14 protein-coding genes are annotated in these 15195 nt (G+C 71.3%); 11 read left to right on the top strand and 3 right to left on the bottom strand.

Features of this window, described 5'->3' with window-relative positions; translation table 11 throughout:
- The 3 genes from AB1046_RS05165 to AB1046_RS05155 form a co-directional block, all read right to left on the bottom strand.
- On the bottom strand, positions 1-1662 hold the full coding sequence (locus tag AB1046_RS05165) for a cytochrome bc complex cytochrome b subunit (protein WP_369373018.1): 1662 nt from the start codon (positions 1660-1662) through the stop codon (positions 1-3).
- Complete coding sequence (locus AB1046_RS05160) at positions 1652-3076, bottom strand: NAD(P)/FAD-dependent oxidoreductase (RefSeq protein ID WP_369373016.1); 1425 nt, start codon at positions 3074-3076, stop codon at positions 1652-1654. Before AB1046_RS05160 ends, AB1046_RS05165 begins: the two co-directional genes overlap by 11 nt.
- A 221-nt stretch (positions 3077-3297) precedes the next feature.
- Entirely contained in the window at positions 3298-4116 is an 819-nt protein-coding gene (locus AB1046_RS05155) for an NPP1 family protein (RefSeq protein WP_369373014.1), read from the bottom strand.
- Between the two features lie 599 nt (positions 4117-4715).
- Between AB1046_RS05155 and AB1046_RS05150 the strand changes: the two genes are divergently transcribed.
- The 11 genes from AB1046_RS05150 (at position 4716) to pcaC (ending at position 15162) form a co-directional block, all read left to right on the top strand.
- Complete coding sequence (locus AB1046_RS05150) at positions 4716-5693, top strand: ABC transporter substrate-binding protein (protein WP_369373012.1); 978 nt, start codon at positions 4716-4718, stop codon at positions 5691-5693.
- Between the two features lie 41 nt (positions 5694-5734).
- Positions 5735-6574: an ABC transporter permease gene (locus AB1046_RS05145; RefSeq protein WP_369373010.1), complete on the top strand. Its 840-nt coding sequence runs from the start codon at positions 5735-5737 to the stop codon at positions 6572-6574.
- Positions 6575-6675: 101 nt separating this feature from the next.
- Complete coding sequence (locus tag AB1046_RS05140) at positions 6676-7545, top strand: ABC transporter permease (RefSeq protein WP_369373008.1); 870 nt, start codon at positions 6676-6678, stop codon at positions 7543-7545.
- A 1-nt stretch (position 7546) separates the two neighbouring features.
- Positions 7547-8587: an ABC transporter ATP-binding protein gene (locus tag AB1046_RS05135; protein ID WP_369373006.1), complete on the top strand. Its 1041-nt coding sequence runs from the start codon at positions 7547-7549 to the stop codon at positions 8585-8587.
- A 121-nt stretch (positions 8588-8708) separates the two neighbouring features.
- Entirely contained in the window at positions 8709-9467 is a 759-nt protein-coding gene (locus tag AB1046_RS05130) for an IclR family transcriptional regulator C-terminal domain-containing protein (protein ID WP_369375574.1), read from the top strand.
- Between the two features lie 89 nt (positions 9468-9556).
- Entirely contained in the window at positions 9557-10867 is a 1311-nt protein-coding gene (locus AB1046_RS05125) for a 4-hydroxybenzoate 3-monooxygenase (protein WP_369373004.1), read from the top strand.
- 2 nt (positions 10868-10869) lie between these two features.
- Entirely contained in the window at positions 10870-11748 is an 879-nt protein-coding gene (gene pcaH / locus AB1046_RS05120; RefSeq protein WP_369373002.1) for a protocatechuate 3,4-dioxygenase subunit beta, read from the top strand.
- Positions 11741-12460, top strand: a complete 720-nt coding sequence (locus AB1046_RS05115) for a protocatechuate 3,4-dioxygenase subunit alpha (protein WP_369373000.1) — start codon at positions 11741-11743, stop codon at positions 12458-12460. Before pcaH ends, AB1046_RS05115 begins: the two co-directional genes overlap by 8 nt.
- Positions 12453-13802, top strand: coding sequence for a lyase family protein (locus AB1046_RS05110; protein WP_369372998.1), 1350 nt, complete (start codon positions 12453-12455; stop codon positions 13800-13802). Before AB1046_RS05115 ends, AB1046_RS05110 begins: the two co-directional genes overlap by 8 nt.
- On the top strand, positions 13799-14725 hold the full coding sequence (locus AB1046_RS05105; protein ID WP_369372995.1) for an alpha/beta fold hydrolase: 927 nt from the start codon (positions 13799-13801) through the stop codon (positions 14723-14725). The genes AB1046_RS05110 and AB1046_RS05105 overlap by 4 nt, the downstream gene beginning before the upstream one ends.
- A complete protein-coding gene (gene pcaC, locus AB1046_RS05100) occupies positions 14722-15162 on the top strand; it encodes a 4-carboxymuconolactone decarboxylase (RefSeq protein ID WP_369372992.1) in 441 nt (146 codons plus the stop codon). The genes AB1046_RS05105 and pcaC overlap by 4 nt, the downstream gene beginning before the upstream one ends.
- Positions 15163-15195: the final 33 nt, after the last annotated feature.

Genomic DNA, 15195 nt, shown 5'->3' with positions numbered 1-15195 from the left:
TCAGGTCCGGGTGAGGTCCTTGTCGGTCGACGGCGACCGGTCTCGGCCGGCCGACGCGACTGCGTGCGACGGGTTCGTGTGCGACGGGTTCGTGTGCGACGGGTTCGTGTGCCCGGCACCGAACTGCCTGGAGAGCGCGCCGCGCAGGCGCTCGCGTCCACTGAACCGCCCCCGGTCGTCCGGGCGCCCCGGCGCGGCCGGCACGGGAGCCACCGCAAGCCGGGCCCGCTCCGCGTCGTCGACCGGCTGGTGGATCTCGACGTAAGCACCGTTGGTCAGCCGGACGATCCGACCCGTCTCGTGCCCGTGCAGCGCGATCTCCCGGTCCTTGCGCTGCAGCCCGAAGCAGATGCGCCGAGTGACCTCGAACGCCAGCGGTGGCCCGACGATCAGCGCGACCTGGAGCACGGTGATCACCGACTCGAAGCTCACGCTGAACTCGGTGGAGACGATGTCGGCGCTCGCGGCGCCCCACAGGATGCCGTAGAAGAGCGCACCGGCGACGCCGATGCCGGTGCGGACCGGGACGTTCCTGGGCCGGTCGAGCACGTTGTGCACCTCGCGGTCCTGGTTGACCCACTCCTCGATGAACGGGTAGGCGACCAGCAGCACGAAGTACGTACCGATCACGACCAGGGGGACCAGCGTCGCGAACGTCAGGGTCCAGCCCATCCACTCGGTCTCCCAGCCCACCGGGACCAGGCGCAGCGCGCCGTCGAGGAACCCCATGTACCAGTCGGGCTGGCTGCCCGCGCCGACCTCACCCGCGGACGCGGGCCCGTAGGACCAGACGGGGCTGATTGTCGACGTGGCCCCGAGCAGCACCAGCACCGAGGCGGTGATCCACACGAGCCCTGCGGCGCGGAGCGCGGCGTCGGGCCACAGACGCAGTCCGAGCGCGGCCGTCGGCTGCGCCGATCGAGCCGACTGCGCTGAACCTGCTGACTGTGCCGAACCTGCTGACTGTGCCGAACCTGCTGACTGTGCCGAACCTGCCGGCTGCGCGGGCCGTGCCTGGCCGTTCCGGAGGGCGAGTGCCGCGCGGATCGCGAGGACCACGACGAGCAGCGCCGGAGCGATCACCGAGTGCACGGGGTAGAGGTTCTCGATGATCTGGCCGGGGAACGGCCCCCCGAACATCCACCCCGCCACCCAGGTGCCGATCACCGGGATGCTGAGGACCACGCCCTCGACGATGCGCAGGCCGGTGCCCGAGAGCATGTCGTCGGGCAGGGCGTAGCCGCTCCACCCGGCCAGGAGCACCAGCACGAACGCCCCGACCAGCAGGACCCAGCTCAGCCGGCGCGGCCGGCGGAACCCGCCGCTGAAGAACGTGATGAGCAGCTGCATGATGATCGAGGCGGGCATGACGAGCGCCGCCCAGTGGTGCGTCTGGCGCAGCAGGAGACCGCCGGTCTGCTCGAACGAGATGCGCATGGTCGAGGCGAACGCCTCGGTCACGGTCGCGCCCTGGAGCGGTCCGTACGGCCCGGTGTAGGTCACCAGGTCGTTCGACGGCGTGTACGTCAGCGACAGCAGTATCCCGGTCACGGCCAGGACGAGCAGGCACGCGAACGTGACGACGCCGAACAGGTTCGACCAGCGCAGGTGGACCCGTCGCCGGCCCAGCTGCGCGAGGAGATCCCGCGGGTCAGCCGGCATCGCGCACCACGCTCAGCTCGGGCCGGGCGGCGGTCTCCGCGAACGGGTCGCCACCGGCGAGGAACGCGGCGCGCGGCCGCTGCACCGTGGCGAGCGGGACGATGTCCCGGCCGAAGAACACCGCCGACACCCAGACCAGCAGCACCCGGACCTTGCGCTCCCAGGTCGGCACGGCCAGGACGTGGTAGCCGCGGTGCATGAGCCAGGCCAGGAACCCCTTGATGACGAGGCGCTTGTACTGGAAGATGCCCTGCCCGATGCCGAGGGTGGCGACCGTGCCGAGGCTGTGGTGGATGTACGGCTTCACCTTCTTGTCGCGCAGGTCCGCGACCAGGTTGGCCGCCAGGAGCTTGCCCTGGCGCACCGCGTGCTGGGCGTTGGGCACGGTCCGCGCGCCGGGCACGGGCGAGGCCAGGTCGGGGACGGCGGCGTTGTCGCCGGCGGCCCAGGCGTCGGGTACCGGGTGCTCGTCGCTGCCGACCCGGAGGTCGGCCCGGACGCGGACCAGACCGCGCTCGTCGACCGGCAGGTCGGTGTTCCGTGCGACGACGGGGTTGCTGCCGTTGCCCGCGGCCCAGATCAGCAGCCCGTTGTTGTAGGACTCGGTGCTGGATGACTCCCTGGTGGAGAGCGTGATCCGGCCGTCGGCGGCCGAGACGACCTGGGTGCCGAGGTGGATGCGCGCACCGCGCCGTTCCAGGTGGCGCACCACCCAGCGGCCGGGCTCGTCGGTGACCTCGGGCAGGATCCGCTCGCTTGCGTCCACGAGGTGGAAGGCCAGGTCGCCGAAGGTGAGCTCCGGGTAGGAGCGCAGGAGGCTCGTGGCCAGGGACAGCAGCTCGCCGAGGGCCTCGACCCCGGTGAACCCGCCGCCGACGATGGTCACGGTCAGCAGCCGGCGGCGCGCCTCGCCCGGCGGGAGGAGGGCGGCCTGGTCGAACGCGGTCAGGAGCCGGTCGCGGATCGCGACGGCCTCCTCGACGTGCTTGAGCCCGATCGCCTCGTCCGCCACACCCGGGACCGGGAACGTCCGGGTCACCGCGCCTGCGGTGACGACGATCGTGTCGTAGCCGATCTCGCGCAGCGCGCCGTCGTTGGTGCGGACGGTCGCGGTGCGGTGCGCGTGGTCGATCGACGTCGTCTGGCCGGCGATGATCGTGGTGCGGCGCAGGTGCCGGCGCAGCGACACCATGACGTGCCGGGCCTCGATCGAACCGGCCGTGACCTCGGGCAGGAACGGCTGGTAGGTCATGTACCCGTGCGGGTCGACGAGGGTGACCTCGGCCTCGCCCCGGTGGAGCTTCTTCTCCAGGCCCCACGCCGTGTAGAAGCCGGCGTAGCCGCCGCCGACGATCAGGATCCGCTTCGCGGTAGCTTCCTGCGGGAGGGCTTCCCGCGTGACAACTTCCTGCATGTCAACCTCCTGGTGGTCTTACCAGGTCGACAACACAGCGCGGCGAAACGTGACGTGGCGGTGGTCACAGCGGCAGCACTCACAGCGGCAGCACTCACAGCAGCAACGCAACGACGCCGACGACCGTGAGGTCGTCGGCGTCGCGTGTGCCGGCGTCGGACAGCGCTGTCAGGGATCCGGTGTCGAGGATCCGGTTTCGATGCGGTCCTGTCGGGTCGGGGTTATCCCGCCGGGTTGAACGGGATCGCGGCCGGCTTCATCTGGCCCAGCCAGTAGGTGAAGTCGCCGTCGTCGATCTTGAGGGTCGCCGAGCCGAAGTCGGCGGTCATGAGACGGTCGCGCAGCGACGTGCTGGGCCAGCCGTTCCAGCCGACGATCGGGGGGTAGCGCCAGTTGTGGTAGTGGTTCTCCGGCGGCTCGTCGGCGGCGTTGGCGAGCCGGAACAGGTGCGTGCTGACGCCGTCCTTGTGGTAGACGATCTTGGGGTGCGTGCCCTCGAACCGGACCTGCGACCGCGGGTACGTGGCGTAGGTGCTGTGCTCCGTGATCGAGACGTAGTCGATCTGGTTGCTGGACTGGTTGACCCAGACGACGATGTGCTCGAAGTCGTGCCGGTGGCCGCCGAGGCCACCGTCCAGCGCCTGGTCCTTCTCGAAGTAGCTGGCGTACATGATGGCGCACCAGCCGTTGTTGCACCTCTCTCGGGCGTAGGTCTGGGAGGCGTCCAGGTCGGACTGGTCGCGGCACTGCCCGTTGACGGCCCCGCCGAGCGCCAGGCCCGGTGCGAGCGTGCCGTCCGGGCCGATCGCCGGCGTCGCGTAGCAGCCGTCGGTGTCGTAGTCGTAGGCGGGGGAGAAGGTCTGCTCGTACCCGCTGGCGTTCTGCGGGAGGTTGGGCGGTGGGACGGCCTGTGCGACGGACGCGGGCGCGAACAGTGCGACCGCGGCGACCGCGAGAGCGGCGGCGAGACGGGCCGGAGTGCGGCGCGAGACTCGGTACGCTCTGTCCTCTGCTGGGATGTTCTCTGCTGGGATGCCCACTGCTGAGATGTCCTCTGCTCGGGCGCCCTCTGCTGAACCCTCCGTTGGGTCCGCTAGGGGGTGCTGTGGTGCGGGGCTCTGCGCTGGGCCCCGCGCGGGCGTGGGAGAAGTCGGATAGTTCACGGCTGGCCTCTCATGTGGTGTGCCACGTGGTGGTGTGCCATGTGGCATGAGCTGATCGTGAGCTAGGCGCTGTTTGGGTGAAAAAACAGGCCAAGCGGATGCTATTCGCGGACCTTTCGCCGGGCAATGAGGGCGAATACGTAGACAGGGTCCGGGTGGACGTTGACCGCGCCCGTCCTCGATCGCTATGTTCTGTGTGGGCACAATCGTTCGGATGGCGAACACGCTGTGCTTGGCCGCGTGCGGTTTTGGGTGTCCGGGGTTGGGCACGCGAAGTCTGACGTCGTGGCCGGCGCCGGCGCCATATCCGGCCGAGTTCATTCATGCCAAGTTCATACGTGCCGACCTCGTTCAAGTGCTCGTTCATGCCAGGTTCATTCATGCCGAGCCCTACACCAAGTCCCATACCAAGCCTCACACCAAGTCCCACACCGAGCTCCGTACCGAGCTCGTGTCACCTTTGAGGGAGAACTTCAGTGCGACGTACGTTTCCCACCGCGGTCGCAGCCACCGCTGCGGTCCTGCTGCTGGCTGCTTGCGGCTCGTCCGACGGCGGGGCCGCGTCCGGCCCCGACGCGACGGCCGACGGCGAGCTGACCGCCGTCACGGTCGGCGTCATCCCGATCGTCGATGTCGCCCCCATCTACCTCGGTGTCCAGGAGGGCATCTTCGAGGAGCACGGCCTGGACGTCACGCTCGAGCTCGCGCAGGGCGGGGCCGCGATCGTCCCGGCCGTCGTCAGCGACGAGTACCAGTTCGGCTTCAGCAACGTGACCTCGCTCCTGGCGGCGTCCGTCGAGGGCCTGCCGCTCAAGGTCGTGGCCCCCGGCAACTTCACCACCGGCACGCCGGGCGAGGACTTCGGCGGCGTCGTCGTACCGGAGGACTCCGACATCGAGGACGCGGCCGACCTGGCCGGCGCGACCGTCGCGGTCAACACGCTGAACAACATCGGTGACACCACGGTGCGCAAGGTCGTCGACGACGCGGGCGGCGACCCGGCCGACGTCGAGTTCGTCGAGCTCGGCTTCCCCGACATGCCGGCCGCAGTCGCGGGCGGGCAGGTCGACGCCGCGTGGATCGTGGAGCCCTTCCTGACGGTTGCGCAGCAGCAGGGCGCCCGGGTCGTCACCTCCAACTTCGCCGAGACCGACCCCGACCTGCTGGTCGCGGCCTACTTCACCTCGGACCAGCTCATCGCCGAGGACCCGGAGACCGTGGAGGCCTTCACCGCCGCCATGGAGGAGTCCCTGACTTTCGCCGAGGAGAACCCGGACGCCACCCGTGCGGTCCTGGGCGAGTACACCGAGATCGATCCGGCCGTGACGGAGGCGCTGATCCTGCCTCGGTTCGCGGGTGAGCTTGATGAGTCGTCGCTCCAGCTGCTGGCCGACCTCGGCCTGGAGTACGGGATGTTCGACGAGCCCGTCGACGTGAGCCAGCTCCTGCCGTGAGCCAATCCGCCGTGACTCCGCCAACGATGCCTGAGCCAACGATGCCTGAGTCAGCCGCGACTGAGTCAGCCCTGACCAAACCAGCCAGGCGTCTGAACGCGACAGGCCGCGGGCTGCCCGGCTGGGCCATGGGCGTCGGCGGGGTCACGGTGTTCCTTCTGGTCGTCGAGCTCGTGCCGCGGCTCGGGCTCGTCGACCGGAGGTTCCTCCCGCCGACGTCGGACATCGTCGTGGCCCTTGCCGGACGGCTGGGCCTTGCCGAGTTCTGGATCGCGCTCGGCCAGACCATTACCACCTGGTTCACCGGGCTGGCCATCTCCCTGGTGGCCGGCGTGGTGCTGGGCGTGATCATCGGGTCGGTGCCAGTGCTGCGCGCAGTGACGGCCTCGACCATCGAGTTCCTTCGGCCGGTGCCGTCGGTCGCCCTGATCCCGGTGGCGGTCCTGCTCTACGGCAACGGGATGGCCTCCACCCTGCTGCTCGTCATCTACGCGAGCTTCTGGCAGGTGCTTCTGCAGGTGCTGTCGGGTGTGCAGGACGTCGACCCCGTCGCCTCCGACACGGCGCGCTCCTACCGGTTCTCGCCGCTGACCCGGATCCGGACGGTGGTGTGGCCGACCACCCTGCCGTACGCGATGACGGGCCTGCGGCTGGCCGCGACCGTCGCCCTGATCCTGACCGTGACCGGCGAGCTGCTGATCGGCACACCCGGGATCGGCAAGCTGCTCGCGGTGGCGCAGTCCTCGGCGGCGGTCGAGCTGACGTACGCGTACGTCGCCGTCGCGGGGCTGCTCGGCGTAGCGGTGAATCTCCTCGCCCGCGCGCTCGAGAACCGGGTCCTGTTCTGGCACCCGTCCATCCGAGGGGAGAGCGCGTCATGAGCACCGAGACCGCCAGCACCGAATCCGCCAGCACCGAGCCCGTCAGCACTGAATCCGTCAGCACTGAATCCGCCAGCACCGAACCTGTCGGAACCGGGACCATGAGCACCCAGCCCGTCAAGACGGGGGCTGCCAAGACCGCGGCTTCCCGCGTGCGCGGGGCGCTCAAGGCCGTGCTCGTGGCGCTCGGCCTGCCCGCCGTCATCCTCGCGGCGTGGTGGGCGCTGAGTGCCGGGAGCACCAACTACGCCAACCCGCCGCTCAGCGAGATCGTCGGGACGTTCGGTGCCACGTGGTTCGTGCCTCCGTCCGAGGCAGGGCCCGACGCCGGGTTCGGCGAGACCCGGTTCGTCCAGGACGTGGTGCCGAGCGTGCTGCGCCTCCTGGCGGGGTATGGCGTCGCGCTCGTCGCGGGAATCGTCCTCGGCGTGGCAATCGGGTCCTCGCGCGCCCTGCGTGCCTGGACCGAGCCGGTGCTCGAGTTCTTCCGCGCGATCCCGCCGCCGCTGATGGTGCCGATCCTGATGCTGTTCCTCGGCATCGGGACGACGATGAAGATCGTCGTGATCGCGATCGGGTGTCTCTGGCCGATCCTGCTCAACACGGTCGAAGGAGTGCGCGGCCTCGACCCGGTCCTGCGGGACACGGCCCGCGCCTACCGGCTGGGCCGGGTCGCGACGGTGCGGCACCTGGTGCTGCCGGGCGCCAGCCCGCAGATCGTGACCGGCGCCCGCCAGGCGCTGTCGATCGGAATCATCCTCATGGTGATCAGCGAGATGTTCGCGGCCCAGGAGGGCCTGGGCTTCTCCATCGTGCAGTTCCAGCGCAGCTTCGCCATCCCCGAGATGTGGACCGGCATCATTCTGCTCGGTGTCCTGGGTGTGCTGCTGTCCCTCGTCTTCCGGGCCGTGACGAACTCGGTCCTCGGCTGGTACCTCGGGTACCGGCAGTCCCAGCACGGAGGTGCCTGACATGCCCAGCCCGACCACTAGCCCGACCACGAGCTCCACCACCAGCCCGATCTCTGATCCGGTCGACAGTCCGGTCACCAGCCCGTCGAGCTCCGGCGGCGCGCGCCTCGCGGTGCGCTCCCTGCGCAAGGTCTACACCGGTCGCGGTGAGCCGGTCGAGGCCATCGCCGACCTCACGTTCGAGGTCCGCCCCGGCGAGCTCGTCTGCGTCGTCGGACCGTCCGGAGCGGGCAAGACGACGCTCCTGCGCTGCATGGCGGGCCTGCTGGCACCCACCTCGGGCGAGGTGGTGCTGGGTGAGACCGCCATCACCGGGCCGCCGCAGGGCATGGCGGTGGTGCTCCAGGAGTACGGCCGGTCGCTGTTCCCCTGGATGACCGTCGCGCAGAACGTGGAGCTGCCCCTGAAGGAGAAGGGCGTGGCGAAGGCGCGGCGCACCGAGCTCGTCAACGAGACGCTTGAGGCGGTCGGGCTGGGCGACGTGGCCGGGTCCTACCCCTGGCAGCTCTCCGGCGGCATGCAGCAGCGTGTGGCGATCGCCCGGGCCGCGGCCTACGAGCCCCAGGTTCTGCTCATGGACGAGCCGTTCGCCGCCGTCGACGCGCAGACCCGCTTCGACCTGGAAGACCTGGTGCGCACGCTGTGGAAGCGGCTGGGCATCACCGTCGTGTTCGTCACGCACGACATCGACGAGGCGATCTACCTCGGCGAGCGGGTGCTCGTCCTCTCGGCCCGGCCCACGGTCGTGCTGGAGGACGTCGAGGTTGGCCTCGGCGCGGACCGCGACCAGCTCGAGACCCGCGGCGACGTGGAGTTCGCGCGCCTGCGCACGCACGTGTACGAGCTGGTGCAGCAGGCCAAGAAGGGTGTGCGCACCCTGGCCGAGGCGCACCTGACGCACCCGGCGCGCGTTGCTGATGAGGCCGTGGCTGACGAGCCTGTTGCTGACGAGCTTGTTGCTGACGAGCTTGTTGCTGACGAGCTTGTTGCTGACGAGCCTGCCCCGCTGCCGACCTCGGGGGCAGCAGATGACAGGGGCTGATCCAGGCGCCGTCGATCCAGGCGCCGTCGATCCAGGCGCCGTCGATCCAGGCGCCGTCGACCCAGATGCCGTCGATCCGCTCGACGCGTCGGCCGACGACGCGCAGCGCTCACCCGCGTTTGTGCAGTCGCTCGAACGCGGGCTGGCCGTGATCCGGGCCTTCGACAAGGAGCGGCGGTCGCTCACCCTGAGCGACGTCGCCCGGGAGACGGGGCTGAGCCGGGCCTCGGCGCGCCGGTTCCTGCACACCCTCGTCGAGCTCGGGTACGTCGCGACCGACGGGCGCGAGTTCACGCTGCGCCCGGCGCTCCTCGACCTCGGGTTCGCCTACCTGTCCAGCCTGACCCTGCCCGAGATCGCGGCCCCGCACCTCGAGGAGCTCTCGCAGGAGGTCAGCGAGTCGTCCTCGGTGGCGGTGCTGGACGGCGCGGACATCGTCTACGTCGCCCGCGTCGCGACGCACCGCATCATGAGCGCGGCGATCCGGGTAGGCACCCGGTTCCCGGCGTACGCGACGTCGATGGGGCGGGCGATCCTCGCGTTCGCCGAGGCGGATGCGCTCGACGCGTACCTGGCTGCGGCAGCGCCGTCGAACAGACTGGCGCCGCTGACCGCACGAACCATCACCGAGCTACCCCTGCTGCGGGCCGAGCTGGCCCGGGTCCGCGAGCAGGGCTGGGCGCTGGTGGACCAGGAGCTGGAGGACGGCCTGCGGTCGGTAGCGGCGCCGCTGCGCGACGGTGCGGGACGCGTCGTGGCCGCGGTCAACGTCTCGGCGCCGGTCCGGCGGGGCGACGTCGACACCCTCGTCCAGCAGCTCCTGCCGCCGCTGCTCAAGGCGGGTACGGCGATCGAGGCCGACCTGGCCCGGATGCGGTGACGGAATCGCGGTGACGGCATGGACGACACAGAGCGCAAGACGAAGCGCAAGACAGAGCTGAAGACGAAGCGGATGACAGGGCGGATGACATGGAACGGCTGACCGTGGAGCGCACGCGCGTCGGGATCGTCGGCGGCGGCCCCGCCGGGCTGCTGCTCTCGCACCTGCTGCACCGCTCCGGCATCGAGCACGTGGTGCTCGAGGCGCGGACCCGCACGGAGATCGAGCACACGCACCGCGCGGGAATCCTGGAGGCGAACTCCGTGCAGACCCTCGTCGAGGCGGGTCTGGACCGGGTGCTGCGCGACGGCGACCGGCACGACGGCATCTTGCTCCGGTTCGACGGCGAGGACCACCGCATCGACTTCCCGGAGCTCACCGGGCGCAGCGTGTGGCTCTACCCGCAGACCGACGTCTTCATCGACCTGGCGAACCAGCGTGCGGCCGACGGCGCGGACGGCGACGGCGGCGAGCTCCGCTGGGGTGCCACGGTCACCGAGGTGCTCGACGCCACTACCTACGACGGCGGTACCTCTGGCGGCGCCGGCGACCTGCCCGGGGTGCTCTGGACCGACCAGGAGGGCGCCACGCACGAGCTGCGCTGCGACGTGCTGATCGGGGCCGACGGCTCACACTCCACCCTGCGGCACACCCTGTCCGAGTCGCAGCGCCGCACCTTCGTCCATGAGTACCCGTACGCCTGGTTCGGGGTGATCGTCGAGGCGCCGCGCAGCGCGCCCGAGCTCGTCTACACGGCCTCCGAGCGCGGGTTCGCGCTGATCAGCCAGCGCACCGACACGCACCAGCGGATGTACTTCCAGTGCGACCCCGACGAGAACCCGGACGACTGGAGCGACGACCAGATCTGGGCCGAGCTCCAGAGCAGGGTCGACGGGCCCGACGGGTTCCGCCTCGTCGAGGGTCCCATCGAGGAGCGGTCGGTGCTGCGCTTCCGGTCGTCCGTCGTCGAACCCGTGCGGCACGGCCGGATGCTGCTGGCCGGCGACGCCGCACACACCGTGCCGCCCACGGGCGCCAAGGGCCTGAACCTGGCCCTCGCCGACGTCGTGGTGCTGCACGACGTGCTCGAGACGTGGTTCGCGAAGCGGAGCGCGGGTGGCGGCGTCGGCGGAGGCTCGGGGAGCGACGAACTGCTCGACGAGTACGGCCGCCGGGTGTCCGAGCGGGTGTGGCGCGCGCAGCACTTCTCCGCGTGGATGAGCAGCATGCTGCACTCCCACCCGGGGGAGACCGGCTTTGCGGCCCGACGCCGGATCGCCGAGCTGCGGACCCTCACGGCCTCGGAGGCCTGGCGCTTCCTCGCGGAGGGATACACCGGCTGGGGGCCGGTGCTCGGCGGGTCTACGGCGTCGACAACAACGGCGTCGAGAGGGAGATGACGATGACTGACACGGAGCGGGACGCAGTGCCGGACAGCGCGCCGAGCAGCCTGCCGGACAGCGTGCCGAGCAGCGCGCCGAGCAGCGCGCCGGACGCACGGCTGGACGCGGCTGCCGAGTCGCAGGCGCAGCTCAGCGCCGAGATCGAGGCCGGGCACGAGGCCTACGAGAAGGGCCTGGCGCAGGGCGCCCCCGAGCAGTTCGGCCCGCGACTCGACTGGGCCCCCTACCGGAGCTCGCTGCTGCGGCATCCGACCAAGGACCTGCACCACGCCGACCCCGAGACCATCGAGCTGTTCGCCCCGGTCTTCGGCGAGCGGGACATCGGCGCGCTGGAGGCCGACCTGACGGTCCAGCACAACGGTGAGCCCATCGGGGAGCGCATAGTGGTCCGCGGCCGGGTGGTCGACGGGCAGGGCCGCCCGGTGCGGCGTCAGCTCGTGGAGGTCTGGCAGGCCAATGCCGCCGGACGATACGTCCACAAGCGGGACCAGCACCCGGCTCCGGTAGACCCGAACTTCACCGGCGTCGGCCGCATGCTCACCGACGACGACGGCTGGTACCAGTTCCAGACGATCAAGCCCGGCCCCTACCCGTGGAAGAACCACTTCAACGCGTGGCGCCCGGCGCACATCCACTTCTCCCTGTTCGGCCGGGAGATCACCCAGCGCATCGTCACGCAGATGTACTTCCCCGGCGACCCGCTGTTCGCCCTGGACCCGATCTACCAGTCGATCCAGGACGCCCGGGCCCGCGACCGGCTCGTGGCGACCTACGACCACGACGTGTCGCAGCACGAGTGGGCGACGGGGTACCGCTGGGACATCGTGCTGAGCGGGGCGCACCGCACCTGGACCGAGCCGGAGGACAGCGATGAGTGACATGGGTGGAGACGCCGCGAACGGCCTGTTGCCCCCGACACCCGGGCAGACCGTCGGTCCCTTCTTCGGCTTCGCGATGCCCTACGAGCGCAGCAACGAGCTGGTGGAGCCCGGCACCCCTGGCGCCGTCCGCCTCCACGGGATCGTGCGCGACGGCGCGGGCGACCCGGTCCCCGACGCTCTCGTCGAGATCTGGCAGGCCGACCCGGCGGGCGCCGTCGTGGCTCGGTCCGGCTCGATCCTGCGCGACGGCACCTTCACCGGCTGGGGCCGCGCCGAGACCAACCGCGAGGGCGGCTACTGGTTCCGCACCCTGAGCCCGGGGGCCACCGAACCGGGCCGGGCGCCGTTCTTCGCCGTCACGGTCTTCGCCCGCGGACTCCAGGACCGCCTGTTCACCCGCGCCTACCTGCCCGCCGGGCCCGAGACGTCGGAGGCAGACCCGCTCGAGGGCCACCCGCTGGGCGCAGACCCGCTGGGCGCAGACCCGCTGCTCGCCTCGCTAGAACCCGAGCGGCGCGCCACGCTGGTCACAGCGCGCGAGCCCGACGGCTCGTTGCGGTTCGACATCCGCATGCAGGGGGAGGGAGAGACCGTGTTCCTCAGGTACGACCATGCTCCGGCTGATCAGGTTTCGACAGATCAGGTTTCGACAGATCAGGTTTCGACAGATCAGGTCCCGGCCGCCGGCCGGGACGGTGCCGGTGCCTGACGTCGGCCTCCTCACGCCCGGCGCGGACGTCGCTCCCGGCTCCCCGGCTGCGGTCACGGACGACGTGGCGGTCCTGCGCGCGATGCTCCGCGCCGAAGCGGCCTGGGTGCGGGTCGTGGTGGGACGGGGCGCCGTCGACGGAAGTAGTGTCGCTGCCGACATCGACGACAACGACGACATCGACGACCTCGTGGAGCGGCTGGCAGGGCAGGACGACGTCGCTCTCGCCCTCGCCACGAAGGTCGCCCGGGAGAGCGCCGCCGGGGGAAATCCCGTGATCCCCCTGGTGGCGGTGCTGCGGGAGGCGGCGGGACCGCACCTCGCGCCAGTCGTGCACACCGGCCTCACCTCCCAGGACGTGCTCGACACGGCGCTCGTCCTCGTCCTGCGGGCCGCCGCGCGTGACGTCGTCGCCGACCTGGACCGGGCGGCCGCCGCCGCGGCCCGCCTGGCGGCGGAGCATCGGGCCCGGCCGGCGCTCGGCCGCACCCTCGCCCAGGCGGCCGTGCCCACCTCGCTGGGCGCACGCTTCGCGGGCTGGCTCCAGGGCATCCAGGCGGCCCGGACCTTCCTGGCCGAGACCGCCGAAGCGCTGCCGCTCGCCTACGGCGGCGCAGCGGGCGAGCTGTCGGGGATCGCCCGGGTGGCCGAGGCGGGGCAGGTCTCCACGACGGACCACGCTGCCGATCCGTTCGTGCTCGTCGAGGCCTGGGGCGCGGAGCTGGGGCTGCCGGTCGGACCGGGCCCGTGGCACGTGACCCGCACACCCGTGGTGCGGCTCGCCTCGGCGCTCGCGGAGGTGTGCGCGGCGCTCGGCAAGGTCGCGAACGACGTCCTGCAGGCGGTCCGGCCGGGCGTGGACGAGCTGCGCGAGCCTGCGGAGCCGGGACGCGGGGCGTCGTCGGCGATGGCGCACAAGCAGAATCCGGTGCTGTCCGTGCTGATCCGCCGTTCGGCGATCAGCGCGCCGCACCTCGCGGCGCAGGTGCTCTCAGCGGCAGGCCTCGCCGTCGACGAGCGGCCCGACGGCGCCTGGCACGCGGAGTGGCCCGCCCTCCAGCAGCTCGCCCGGCACGCCGTGGCCTCCGCACACGCAGGCGCCGAGCTGCTGGGCGGCCTCCAGGTGGACGCCGAGGCCGTCGACCGGAACCTCCGCGCCGGTCTGCCGGACGCGGGACCGGCGCCCGACGTGAGCGCAGCCGCCGTCGTCGTCGATCGGGTGCTCGCCTGGTTCGCCACAGGATCGTTCGCCACAGGATCGCTCGCCGCCGGATCAGCTGGCGGATCAGCTGGCGGATCAAGCATCGGATCACCTGACCTAGAGCTGACGGAGGACGCATGACCGTGCGACCCAGGCTGGGCGCGGTGGAGTTCGCGCTGCACGACGCCGCCCGCCCGCTGCTGGTCCTCGGGCCCTCGCTGGGCACGTCTGTGACCGCGCTCTGGCAGGACGCGGCGGAACTACTGGTCGGCGACGGCACCGGTGGTGGTGGCGGCAATGGTGGCGGCGGGAATGGTGGCGGCGGCAATGGCGGCGGCCGCGATGACAGCGATGGTGAGGTGGGTGCGCCGGTCGGTCAGCTGGACGTGATCGGCTGGGACCTGCCCGGTCACGGCACCGCGCCGGACCCGGTCCCGGCGGACCTCGTGGGGCTTACGGTGAGCGATCTCGCCGTCGCGGTCCTGGAGATCGTCGAGCGTGCGCAGACCCGGCGCGGTGATGCTGGAGCGCCGTTCTGGTACGCGGGAGTCTCGGCCGGCGGGGCGGTGGGGCAGCAGCTCCTGCTGGATGCCCCCGGCCGTGTGCTCGGCGCGGCACTGATCTGCACGGCCACGAAGTTCGGCGACGCGTCGGCGTGGGCCGAGCGGGCCGACCTGGTCCAGCGAGCCGGCACCCCGACCCAGGTCGAGGGCTCGGCGCGGCGGTGGTTCGGGCCGGGGTTCCTCGAACGCGAGCCGCAGGTCGCACTGCGGCTGCTCGGCAGCCTGCAGACCGCTGACCGGTTCGGCTACGCGGCGGTGTGCCGCGCGTTGGCCGAGCACGACCTGCGCGGACGGCTCGGCGCGGTCGGCGTCCCCGCCGTCGCCATCGCTGGCGGGGCCGATCCGGCAACGCCGCCCGAGAAGCTCGAAGAGATCGCCGACGCCGTGCCGGGCGCACGGCTGCACGTGCTGGACGGCGTGGCGCACCTCGCGCCGGCGGAACAGCCGCGGGTCGTGGCAAAGCTGGTCCGCGACCTCATCGCAGGGAGGGTGTCAACATGACCGACCCGAACCGAGCACCTGAACCCGGTGCCGCTGGTACGCACGATGCCGGTACGCACGATGCCGGTACGCACGAGGCAGGCATGACGGTGCGCCGCGAGGTGCTTGGCGATGCGCATGTGGACCGCGCCGTCGCCGGCACGACACCGTTCACGGCCGACTTCCAGGACCTCATCACGCGCTACGCGTGGGGCGAGATCTGGACGCGTCCAGGCCTGGACCGGCGCAGCCGCTCGATGATCACCCTGACGGCGCTGGTTGCGGGCGATCACTGGGACGAGCTTGCGATGCACGTGCGCGCCGCGGTGCGAAACGGCCTGAGCGTCGAGGAGATCATGGAGGTGCTGCTCCAGACAGCGATCTACTGCTCGGTGCCGAGCGCCAATCACGCGTTCAAGGTCGCCGGTGACGTTCTACGCGAGGACGGCCTCCTCTGACGTTCGCCGAGCTCGGTGTGGTCAGGAGCTCGG

Source organism: Promicromonospora sp. Populi, from assembly GCF_041081105.1.
In the GTDB taxonomy this organism is placed as follows: Bacteria; Actinomycetota; Actinomycetes; order Actinomycetales; family Cellulomonadaceae; genus Promicromonospora.
The sequence above is the reverse complement of the archived record's forward strand: the minus strand, read 5'-3'. Positions and strand labels throughout refer to the sequence as shown.